At 73.8% G+C, this 10,264-nt stretch carries 9 protein-coding genes; 2 read left to right on the top strand and 7 right to left on the bottom strand.

Going from position 1 to position 10,264, the window contains the following annotated elements:
• Nucleotides 1-117: 117 nt before the first annotated feature.
• Nucleotides 118-1,470 (bottom strand): ABC transporter substrate-binding protein, encoded by a 1,353-nt coding sequence (locus tag ACWEVO_RS18460; protein WP_452308752.1) that lies wholly within the window; start codon nt 1,468-1,470, stop codon nt 118-120.
• Nucleotides 1,471-1,636: 166 nt separating this feature from the next.
• Here ACWEVO_RS18460 and ACWEVO_RS18455 point away from each other — a divergent pair, with 166 nt between their 5' ends.
• Both ACWEVO_RS18455 and ACWEVO_RS18450 read left to right on the top strand, forming a co-directional pair.
• Complete coding sequence (locus ACWEVO_RS18455; protein WP_452308751.1) at nt 1,637-2,026, top strand: hypothetical protein; 390 nt, start codon at nt 1,637-1,639, stop codon at nt 2,024-2,026.
• Between the two features lie 52 nt (nt 2,027-2,078).
• The gene (locus ACWEVO_RS18450; protein WP_452308750.1) at nt 2,079-2,783 is read left to right on the top strand and encodes a DUF2786 domain-containing protein; all 705 of its coding nucleotides are present in this window, start codon (nt 2,079-2,081) and stop codon (nt 2,781-2,783) included.
• A gap of 16 nt (nt 2,784-2,799) precedes the next feature.
• Here ACWEVO_RS18450 and ACWEVO_RS18445 read toward each other — a convergent pair whose 3' ends face one another.
• From ACWEVO_RS18445 to ACWEVO_RS18420, 6 genes are all read right to left on the bottom strand, one after another.
• Nucleotides 2,800-3,303 carry an SRPBCC family protein gene (locus ACWEVO_RS18445; RefSeq protein ID WP_452308749.1) on the bottom strand — a complete coding sequence of 168 codons (504 nt, stop codon included), beginning with the start codon at nt 3,301-3,303 and terminating at the stop codon, nt 2,800-2,802.
• Complete coding sequence (locus ACWEVO_RS18440; protein ID WP_452308753.1) at nt 3,192-4,145, bottom strand: copper resistance CopC family protein; 954 nt, start codon at nt 4,143-4,145, stop codon at nt 3,192-3,194. The genes ACWEVO_RS18445 and ACWEVO_RS18440 overlap by 112 nt, the downstream gene beginning before the upstream one ends.
• Before the next feature lie 125 nt (nt 4,146-4,270).
• Nucleotides 4,271-4,738: a hypothetical protein gene (locus ACWEVO_RS18435; RefSeq protein ID WP_452308748.1), complete on the bottom strand. Its 468-nt coding sequence runs from the start codon at nt 4,736-4,738 to the stop codon at nt 4,271-4,273.
• Between the two features lie 56 nt (nt 4,739-4,794).
• Nucleotides 4,795-7,767: a multicopper oxidase domain-containing protein gene (locus ACWEVO_RS18430; RefSeq protein WP_452308747.1), complete on the bottom strand. Its 2,973-nt coding sequence runs from the start codon at nt 7,765-7,767 to the stop codon at nt 4,795-4,797.
• A gap of 20 nt (nt 7,768-7,787) precedes the next feature.
• The gene (locus ACWEVO_RS18425; RefSeq protein ID WP_452308746.1) at nt 7,788-9,089 is read right to left on the bottom strand and encodes a multicopper oxidase domain-containing protein; all 1,302 of its coding nucleotides are present in this window, start codon (nt 9,087-9,089) and stop codon (nt 7,788-7,790) included.
• A 13-nt stretch (nt 9,090-9,102) separates the two neighbouring features.
• Entirely contained in the window at nt 9,103-10,167 is a 1,065-nt protein-coding gene (locus tag ACWEVO_RS18420; RefSeq protein ID WP_452308745.1) for a multicopper oxidase domain-containing protein, read from the bottom strand.
• Nucleotides 10,168-10,264 lie beyond the last annotated feature (97 nt).

The following is a 10,264-nucleotide window of genomic DNA, read 5'->3' as shown; positions in this document are numbered from 1 at the left end:
GGCGGCGCCCCGGAGCAGGGCGGCCACCCCGGTCGAGTCGAGGAACCCGACCGCGGCGAGCTCGACCACGATCGCCCCGCACCGGTTCGCCGGTGCGGCCCTCGTCGTCGTCAGTGGTCAGTGCCGGATCTGCACCCCGGCGTCGGCCAGCGCGGTGATGACGCGCGCGGACTCACCGAAGCCGATCACCAGTACGGCGTCCGCGCCGAAGTCCTTGATCTGCTTGGCGCCGTCGCTGAAGTCGACCGGCGGCGCCTTGGCGTCGGCCGGCGGCTCGTAGGTGAGCAGCTTCATCCGATCCGCGCCCAGGCCGGCCCGCTCCAGCTCGGCACGGACGTTCTCCTGGAGGCCCTCGCCGTAGGAGTCCTTACGGGCGACGATGGCGACCTTGTGCGGTCCGTCCCGGAGGATCACGTCGGCCAGCGCCCGGCCCTGGAGGATGTCCGACGGGGCGGTACGGAAGTAGAGGCCCTTGTCGTCGATGGTGGTCAGCCCGGCGTCGGTGTTCGACGGGGAGAACAGCACCCGGCCGGCGGCCACCACGTCGGGCAGCACGGCCCGCGAGATGCCCGACGCGGCCGCACCGATGATGACCTGCACGCCCTTGCTGACGTGCGAGGCGACCGTCGCCTTGGCGATCTGCGGGTTGGTGCCGTCGTCGCCGTCGATCCACACCACCGGCTCGCCGAGCACCCCGCCGCCGGCGTTGATTTCCTTGATGGCCAGCGCCGCGCCGGCCGCGATCGGCGGATAGGCCAGCGCCAGGTCACCGGTCTTCGGCAGCAGGCCACCGAGGATCAGCGGGGCCTTGGCGTCCTTGCCCGGCTTGTCGCCGCGCTGCTTCTTGCCGCGCGGCGGCGCCTTGGTGCTCGCCGCGGACTCGTCGCCGGCGCCGACGAACTCGGTCTTGCCGTCGTTGATCTTCTTGTCGTCGAAGTGCAGGGTGGCGTAGCTGGCGGTGGCCGGCTCGCCGGCGTCGGTGAAGCCGGCCCGGTTCAGCGACACCCCCCGGTACTCGATGTCCTGGCCCGCACGGGCGAGCTGGAGGCAGGTCGCCGGGTCGTCGCACCGCTGGCCGCTGGTGGTCACCCCGACGATCTGCTTGGCGATCTCGCCCGGGTCGGTGGTGCCGGCGAGCTGGGCGGCCAGCGCGCTGATCACGACGGCGTCGTACGTCTCCGCCGAGTAGAGGAAGTCCCTCAGCTTCGGGTCTACGGTGCGTAGCCGATCCTTGAAGGTCTCGGGCAGCGGCGTGAGGGGGATGGTGCCCTTCATGCCATTCAGCAGATCCGCACGGTCCTTGAGTTCGTCCGCGTACGAGTTCTGCATGTTGCCGTCGGTGCCGTAGAGGCGCACCTGGGTGGTGGTGGTCGCCTCCTCGGGCTGGTCGCTCCCGCAGGCGCTGGTGGCGAGCAGGAGCGCCGCGCAGACCGTGGACACGGCAGCGCGCGACGCGCGTGATACGAGCATGGTCGTCCTTCCTCCGGCGAAGGTCCGCTGCGCACATTAGCGTGCCGACGCGGACCGTGGGACCGTGGATGGGGCTCCGTCGGCAGCCCGACTGCGGTTATCACTCAGCGTGATGAAGGTCGTGTTTCGGGGTCACCGCTTGACCCCCGTAAGTACTGTTCGGCGGGTGACCGACGAAGCACAGCAGACGCTGGACGACGCGACCGCCGTGCTCCGCTCGGCCCTGGCCGGTGACGGCGACGCGGTGGTGGGCACCTTCGACGCGGTGGTGGACCGCTCCGGGCTGGCCGGCGCGTACGGGGTGGCGTGGTGCCTGGCCGCCGCCATGGTCGGCGACGACGCCCCGACCGGCGGCGCCGCGCTGGATTTCCCGGGCATCGACCAGGCCGCCTACGACACCCGCTGGGTGGCCCGCTTCGTCAGCGCGTACGCCAACGACGACGCCGACACCGGCGAGGCGCTCTTCGGGGCCGCGATGGCCGACGGGTTGCTGCCGGACTGCCTGCTCACCCTCGCCGGGTCGACAGTGGCCACGTTGCGCAGCCGGGCCGGCTGAGCGCGCGGGGTGCCCGCCGGGCCGCCCGCGACGCCTGTGGTAGCTCTGGTGCATGTCCGAGGCGATGCTCAGCAAGGTCCGCAAGCTGCTCGCCCAGGCCGAGGACCCGGCCTGCACGCCCGCCGAGTCGGCGGCGTTCATGGCCAAGGCGACCGAGCTGATCGCCCGCTACGGCGTGGACCGGGCGCTGCTCGCGGCCCGGGACCCGGCCACCGACCCGGTCGGCGACCGGGTGGTCGAGGTGGTCGCCCCGTACGCCCGGGACAAGGCCGGCCTGCTCGCCGCCGTCGCCGACCCGCTGCGCTGCCGCTGCGTACGACGCCGGCAGGGGAGCGGTTTCGCGATGCACCTCTTCGGCTTCGCCAGCGACCTGGAAAGGGTCGAGCTGCTCTTCACCTCGCTGCTGGTGCAGGCCGCGCACGGGCTGGCCGGCGCCGCGGTGCCGGCCGGTGAACATCCGGCCGCGTTCCGGCGTACCTGGCTGGCCGGTTTCGCCCACGTGGTGGCGGAGCGGTTGCGGGCGGCCGAGGCCGACGCGGTCGCCGGGTCGGGGGCGCCCTCGATGGCGCTGGTGCTCGCCGACCGTTCCGGCCGGGTCCAGCGCCGGCTCGCCGAGGTCTATCCCCGGCTGCGTACCGCCCCGGCACGGCGGCTGGCCGGCACCGGCTTCGGTCCCGGAGCGGCGGCGGGACGCCGGGCCGACCTGGGGGGCGCGGGCGTGACCGGGTCCGGCGCGGCGCGCGGCATCGCGCACTGACGCCGGGCCGGGGGGCTCAGGCCGCGTCTCGGGTGACCGTGGCCAGGTAGCGGCGGAGCAGTTCGTGCCAGCCGGCGGTCAGCGCCTCCCGGTAGCCCTCGGCGGCCTCGCCGTGCCGGTCGAAGTTGCGGTGCTCGACCTCCACCCGGGTCCGGTCCGGCCCCTCGGGCAGGAAGAGCACCTCCACCTCGCTGGCCCGCGCCGGGTCGGGCACTGGCACCCGGTCCGGCCCGATCTGCCAGGTGAAGACCAGCCGGCGGGGCGGATCCCAGGTGAGCACCCGGCCGAAGTCGCTGCGGAAGCCGTACGGGCCGATCTCGTAGAGCATGCCGCCGGCGCGGGGCTCGACCCCCAACTCGGCCAGGGCGTCCGGCCCCGACCAGGTGTACTCGCGCACCCACCAGTCGGTCAGCGAGCCGGTGAAGACGGCGAAGGCCCGTTCGGCGGAGGCCGGGGCGAGCAGGCTGCAGCGGAGGGAGAAGCGGTCGAACTCCTGGCGGACCTCATCCGGATCGGCCATCTCCTGTCCCATAGGCCCGGACCATACCGGCTGATGCCTCGCTGCGCAGCTTTCGTGTGCCCGTCCGCCGGCCGCCGGGAGAACGTTTTCCGGGACCGCTCACCCGCTCCCGGCGGGCGGCCGGCCCTGGATGGATGCCGCAGCGCAAACCGGGTAACCGCCGCTGATCCGGCCCGGCGGACGGGCCAGCGGGGAGCGGGGAGCATGACCGAGAGCGAAGCCAGCGAGCGGGAAACCGACCCGACCGGCGAGCGGCTGCGCCACCGGGGCGGGGCGCCGGAGCCGGACGTCCTGCTCGACATTCCGGAGGTGACGGTCGACCAGCTCCGGCTGGCGGTGGACGGGCTCGACGCGGACCTGTCGCTGCGCGCCCGGCTGGCGAACCTGGTCCAGCTCGACGCCGGGGTGCGGGTGCACCTGGAAGGGGTCGAGCTGGACCTGACCGGGGTGAGCGCCGAGGCCCTGCTCAAGGTGCGCCTGGAGAAGCTGGTGCAGATCCTCGACCGCGCGCTCACCACCCTCGATCGGAACCCGCAGGCGGTGACCTGCCGCCCGACCCCGAAGACCAGGGTGCCGCTGGTGGTGTGCAGGTCGTCCGAGGAGAGCGTCCGCCAGGCGACGTGGTACGTGTTCGGCGGCAGCGCCGGCAGGCCGGCGACCAGGGTGACCGGTTCCTCGCTGTCGTCGTCCTCGGTGGCGGGCGCGCCCTCCGGGTCGCGCAGCGCCAGCCCGGTCACCGCCCAGTGCCGGCCGTCGCCGTCGACCAGGCTGATCCGGGCGGCGGCGAGTTCCACGTGCTCGGTGAAGGCGAGGGTGAGCGTCTCCGGCGCCCGGTCCAGCACGGCGCCGTCGGCGGGCGCGCTGGCGGCCAGGTACGCGTGGGCCTGCGCCGGCGCCGGACCGACCAGCACGGCCAGGCCCGCCACGGCGAGAACGGCGAGCAGGCGGCCCAACCGGGACACGCCGCTCACCGCACCGGCACGTGGGCCAGGCGGCGCTGCCCCGAGGTGATCTCGATGGAGTCGCCGCGCTTGATGGCGCCGCCGTTGTTCAGGTAGAGCAGGTAGTAGCTCTGGCCGGGGCGCAGCTCGTGGCCCTGCTTCATCAGGGCCGCCCGCCAGGCCAGTTTGCCGGAGCGCTCGTTGCGCAGCCGGGGCGGATGCTTCGTGTCGTTCTGGAAGGCCGACGCCTTCTGGGTGTCCAGCACCACGTAGCGCAGCTCCACCAGGCCGCCGTCGCCCACCACGGCCGCCTGGGTGAACCGGACACCGAGCTGGGCCTCCAACTGCCCGTCGTGCGGGACGGCGTAGCCCTGCCGGGCGTCGGCGTACCCGCCGAAGCGGACGATCGACACCGCGACCAGCGCCAGCACGAGCAGCGGGAGCACCAGCCGGCCAAGGCGGGGACGCGGGATGCGGAACGGGATCGCGACCATCGTCAGGACTCCTCGGGGGACGGTGGGGGCCGGACCGGTGCCCGGCCCCCCAGGCGTCAGGGTGCGGTGTAGCGGGTGGAGGCGTAGTTGTCGAAGCTCAGCGAGCCGGTGGTGGTGGCGGTGCGGGCGACCAGGCCGAGCGCCGCCGACTCCACCCGGTAGCCGCTGGTGTCGCCGGTCAGGGTGCCGACGGTGACCGTGCCGACCTTGAGGGTGGCCGAGCCGGCGGTGGCCGAGGCCCAGTCCAGCCGCACCGTGCCGCCGCCGGCGGCCACCCAACTCGTGTACGCCCAGCCGGCCGGGCGCAGCAGCCCCAGCCGGAACTGGTTGGTGGTGCCGTTGCGGCGGTACTGGACGACCGCCACCGCCCCGCCCGCGGCGTTGTTCAGCTGGTGGACGGTGACCACGGCGGTCTGCGGGTTGAACGTGCCGAGGGTGACGTCCGCCCGGGTGTGCACGGTGCGCTCGGCGGCCGGGGTGTCGTCGACGACGTACCCGACCGTGTTGGCGACCAGTTGACCGGAGCCGGCCGACACCGTGCCGACCACCCGCGACCAGGCGCCGGTGCCGCCGGTGAAGGCGTCGGCGAAGATGGCGTTCGGCGGGTCGACGCTGACCGTCACCGCGCCGGCCGTGCCCCAGGTGCCCAGCGCGTCGCGGGCGCGCACCCGCAGCGTGTGGTTCCCGGCGCTGAACCCGTTGAGCGCGATGGTGGTGCTGACCGCGGTGCCGCTGACCGTCATCGGGTGGCCGTGGCCGGTACCGGGGTCGGTGCCCTCGTACCACTCGGCGGCGGTCACCGCGGAGGCCGCGTCGGTGGCGGTGGCGCTCAGCGTGAGCGTCGCCGCGCGGGCGGTCGGGTTCGGCGCGGCGGTGATCCCGGTGACCACCGGCCCGGCCCGGTCGAGGGTGAAGGTGACCGCGGTGAGCGGCCCCCAGTTCCCGGCGGAGTCGCGGGCGTGCACCAGCACCTGGTGGACGCCGTCGGCGCGCCCGGTCAGCTCGCTCAGCGGCAGCAGCCCGTAGGTGTTCTCGGTGCCGCTGTTGAACGAGCCGTCGAGGGCGACGAAGGTGAAGCCGGTGCCGTCGGCGCCGCCGGCGTCGAGGAAGCCCTCCGCCGCCGTGATCGCCGAGTGCACGCCCCCGGCGGTGGGATCGGTGAAGGCGGCGTTGATCCGCAGATCGGTCGGGTCGGACGCGGAGCCGGTGCGGCCGTCCGTGACGGGCGGGTCCACCGCCCCGGAGAGCAGGGTCGGCACCGTCCGGTCGACCACCAGGTCGGCGGCGGCGTACGGGCCCCACAGCCCGAACGAGTCCCGGCTGTGCACGTAGACGGTGTGCCGGCCCTCGGCCAGCGCGGCGGCCACCACGGCCGGGATCGCGCCGGACTCGGCGGCGACCGCGGCACCCGGGTTGGCCAGGGTGAGCGGGGTGCCGGCGCCGTTGTCCCCGGTGCTGTCCAGGAACCACTCCGCGCCGGTGACCGTGCCGCCGAGGCCGGAGTCGTCGCCGGTGGCGGAGAGCGCGATGTCGCCGGTGCCGGCGGTCGGGCTCGGGGTGAGCGTCACGCCGGTGGTGACCGCGCCGGTGACCGCGAGGTTGAGCGTGGTGCTGCCGACCACGCCCCAGTTGCCGGCCGCGTCGTGGCCGCGTACCCAGATGGTGTGCCGGCCCTGGGTGAGGGTGGTGAGCAGGTCGGCGGGGAGGGCGGCGGTGGCCCCGGCGACCGTCGGTCCGGCGCCGAAGCCGCCGCCGGTGAACGGGATGCCGGTCCCCTCGGCGACCCGCAGGTCGTCGACGACCGCCTCGGCCCGGTCCACCACCGAGTTGCCGTTGCGCGCGTCGGTGAAGTCGGCGGTGACGGTCACCGCGTCCCGCACGCTCGCCGGGTTCGGGGCGGCCCGGACGTTCGCGGCGGTCGGGCCGACGTGGTCGCCGCTGTCCACCGGCGGGTTGGTGTCCAGGAAGGTGAGCATGCCGCCGAACGCCTGCTGCGGGCTGACCCCGGTGACGGTGCTGCCGTAGCGCTGGCCGGCGTTGTTGAGCTGCCCGCCGGACTCGAACAGCGCGAAGCGCCGCCCGTCGGGCCCGCCCGGCACGTGCACCACGGCGTCGACCGCCTGCCCGGGTTGCAGCGGCACGGTCACCGCGGCCTCCGGGTACCCGGCCGGCCGGGCGTCCTGCCCGACGATCGCCTGGTCCAGCCCGAGCAGGGTCATCGGATGCGGCTGCACCCCGGCGGCGACGTAGCGCAGCAGCACCGTCCGGCCGACGTCGGTGGCCACCACGTCGGTCTCTGGGAACGCCTTGCCGTTGATCAGCCGGTACTTCGGGGCGTAGGCGCGCATGTCGTAGCTGAGCGGGGCGGCGTTGAAGGCCGGGTCCACCTCGGTGAGCACCAGCACCGCCTCGTCGTCGTAGACCGAAGCCGCGTCCCCGTACGCGCTGGGCCGACCGGCGACGGCGGGGGCGCGGACCACCAGCGCGCCGACCAGCCCCATGGCGACCTGCCGGGCGCCGAGCGCGGTGTGCCCGGCCTCGTAGAGGTACGTGCCGGGACGGGTGGCGGTGAAGGTGTAGCTGCGGGTGCCGCCGGCGGCGGCGCCGGTGCGGTCGGGGGCGAGCCCGGTGACCGCGGGGAACGCCAGCGACAGGGCGTCGGCGAGTCCGTTGTGCAGGGTGACGGTCACCCGCTGGCCCTGGTCGACCACGAGCACCGGGCCGGGCAGGGTGGCCGGGGCGGCGTCGGTCGGGGCGAAGCCCCAGATCGGCACCGGCGCGGTCGCGCCGGGCAGCACCACGGTGCCGGGCTTGGCCCAGAGGTCGCAGGTGGCCGTGCCGGCGGCGAGCTGGCAGCCGGTCTGCGGTAGCACGCCCTGCGGCGGGGCCGGGTCACCAGCGAGGGTGGCCGCTGCCCGGTCGGCGCCCGCCGCGACGTGCGGGGCTGCGGCGTGTGCCGGCGCCGGGCCGAGTGTCAGCAGCGCGGCCGCGATCCCGGCGAGCAGCCGCGTCGTACGGGTCCGTGTCATCGTCGCCCTCCCCTGCCGTGTCACGCCGGACATCCGGCGGGCGGGTCGATGCGGATCAGCGTCATCATCCCGCCGAAGCTCGCCCCGTAGTTGGTCGCCTGTTCCAGCGCGTGGCTGTGCGCGACGTGGTAGTACTCGCCGCACTGGTTGTTCTGCACCACGCCGGGCGGCAGTTCGCCGAGCTCCCCGCCGAGGTACGGGTTCTCCGCGAACCAGGTCTCCGGGCCCGGCCCGACGATCTGGTCCTGCAACGACGGCAGCGGCACCGGGATCGGGTTGCCCTGAGGGTCCCAGTGCTCGGCGTCCTTCCAGATCATCAGCGTGTCCGCGGTCTGCCCGGGCGCCACGTCGATGAGGAAGTTGGAGAAGGACAGGTCCTGCCCGCCGGGGCCCTGCGCCGGCCGCCCGTCCCGGGCGATCAGCTGCTCGTCGCTGCCGTGCGGGTGGAACGGGTAGCTGACCGATCCGGCGTTCAGGTAGCGGATCAGCGCCGGCTGCGGGTTGCGCACCGGGTCGTACGGGCGGATGTGGATCAGCGCCCCGTACGGCTGGGCGGGCAGCCAGTCGGCGTGGTTGGGCGCGATGGTGTCCGGCATGCTGCGCCCGTTGATGGTGAAGTAGCGCGCCTTGTACTTCGTGAAGTCGTACGCCCGCTTCCGCTCGACCGCCAGGTGCAGGTCCGGGTCGATCTCGCCGAGCAGGTAGAGGTACTCGTGGTCGGGGTCGAACGCCGAGTCGGCCCGGTCGTTCTCCCGGTCCGGGTGGCCGGCGGGGCGGACGACCAGCGCGCCGTAGAGCCCCATCTGCACCTGCTTCTGCACGTCGGTGCCGGACTGGTAGAGGTAGGTGCCCGGCGGCCCGGCGGTGAAGGTGTAGGTGACCGAGCCGGTGGTGGCGGCCGCGGTGGTGGTCAGCGAGGTGAGCGTGCCGGCGGCGTCGGTCTCCGGCTGGGCCGGCCGCCCGTCGGCGAGCACCTGCGCCTGGCCGGGGAAGGTGATCGACGTGGGCTCCGGCAGGGTGTTGTGCAGCACGACGGTGACCTTCGCCCCCGAGGTGACGCAGAGCGTCGGGCCGGGGAGCTGGAACGCCCCGCCGCTGGCGGCGTAGCTCCACATGAAGATGGTGTTGCCGTCGGGCATGGCGGCGTAGCCGCCGGTGGCGGTGAGGTCGAAGGCGTTGTCGCCGGAGGTGAGGCACTCCAGGCCGGCGGGCGGGCTGGCAGCCACCCCGTGCGACCCGGGGACGAGGAGCACGGCGACGATGGCCGCGACGAGCGGCACCGCGCTCAGCCGCTTCCACCGGCCGCGGTCGAGACGAAGCATGGGTACCCCCATCTCAGGCGTTCGCCCGGGTCTGCGCCGGGAGCGTGCCGGGCGGCGAGATCCGGATCTCGGTCAGTTGCCCGCCCCGTCCGCCACCGGCGTTGGTCAGGGACATCAGGTCGCGGTCGTAGAGCAGGTAGGTGCCGGGGTCGGACGCGGTGAAGATGACGTCGCGGCTCTCCCCCGGCCCGATCTCGACGGTGTTGGTCACCTGGTACTCGGCGCTGCCGTCGCGGCCGCGCAGCAGGGCCGCGTCCTTGCCGACCACCAGCAGGTCCAGCCCGTCGACGGTGAGCGCGTGGTTCTGGTAGCCGAGGTTGGCCAGCCGCAGCAGCACCCGCTCCCCCACGTTCGCGGTGATCAGCGAGGAGATCGGCTGGTAGCGCAGCCGCCCGGCGGCCGAGCTGAGCGGGTCGCCGTTCGGGGCCAGGGTGTCCGGGTAGCAGCGGCCGTTGAAGGCGAAGAAGGACGGCTTGTAGTCGGTCCAGTCGGTGGTCTGGATGTGCGCGTCCCGGTAGTGCGCCTCGGCCCACACCTCGGTGAGCATCAGGGCGAACTCCCGGTCGTACCGGGTGGTGGCGTCGCCGTCGTTGTAGACGTACTTCCCGGGCGGGACGTCGGCGGTGCCGGCGTTCTGCCTCGGTCGGACGTAGACGATGCCGGTCATGCCCATCTGCACGTGCTCGACGTCCTCGAAGTGGCAGTGGTACATGTACGTGCCGGCGTCGTGCGGCCGGTAGAAGTAGGTGAATTCACGGCCGATCGGCACCGAGATGGACAGTTCCGGCACGCCGTCGAAGAGCGGGATGGCGTTGCGGAAGCCGTGCCAGTGCACGGTGTGCCCGTCGACCAGGTCGGGCCGGACCGACAGCCCCAGGTTGGTCAGGGTGATCCGGATGTCGGTCTCCTGGTCGAAGCCGAGCAGCGGCGCGCTGATCTGCGCCTTGCCGCGCTCGGCGGTGACCTGGGTGGCGGACAGCCCGGTGACGTCGCGGAACCCGAAGACGTAGAGGTCGGCGCCGGCCGGGGCGAGCGGGTCGGGCCAGAACGGGCTGATCGGCGGCGAGCCCTGTGGCATGGAGACCCAACCGTCGGTGGCGGCCAGGTGCAGCGACGCCGTCGGACGAACAGGTTCATCCAGTGCAGGCCGCGATCGATCTGCTGGATGCGGTTGA

Source organism: Micromonospora sp. NPDC003776, from assembly GCF_053605645.1.
This window is presented reverse-complemented; position numbering and strand designations above follow the sequence as displayed.

Coding starts and splice junctions, on each gene's coding strand:
- ACWEVO_RS18460 (WP_452308752.1), bottom strand. CDS start 1,470: ATGCTCGTATCACGCGCGTCGCGCGCTGCCGTGTCCACGGTCTGCGCG.
- ACWEVO_RS18450 (WP_452308750.1), top strand. CDS start 2,079: ATGTCCGAGGCGATGCTCAGCAAGGTCCGCAAGCTGCTCGCCCAGGCC.
- ACWEVO_RS18445 (WP_452308749.1), bottom strand. CDS start 3,303: ATGGCCGATCCGGATGAGGTCCGCCAGGAGTTCGACCGCTTCTCCCTC.
- ACWEVO_RS18435 (WP_452308748.1), bottom strand. CDS start 4,738: ATGGTCGCGATCCCGTTCCGCATCCCGCGTCCCCGCCTTGGCCGGCTG.
- ACWEVO_RS18430 (WP_452308747.1), bottom strand. CDS start 7,767: ATGACACGGACCCGTACGACGCGGCTGCTCGCCGGGATCGCGGCCGCG.
- ACWEVO_RS18425 (WP_452308746.1), bottom strand. CDS start 9,089: ATGCTTCGTCTCGACCGCGGCCGGTGGAAGCGGCTGAGCGCGGTGCCG.
- ACWEVO_RS18420 (WP_452308745.1), bottom strand. CDS start 10,167: ATGCCACAGGGCTCGCCGCCGATCAGCCCGTTCTGGCCCGACCCGCTC.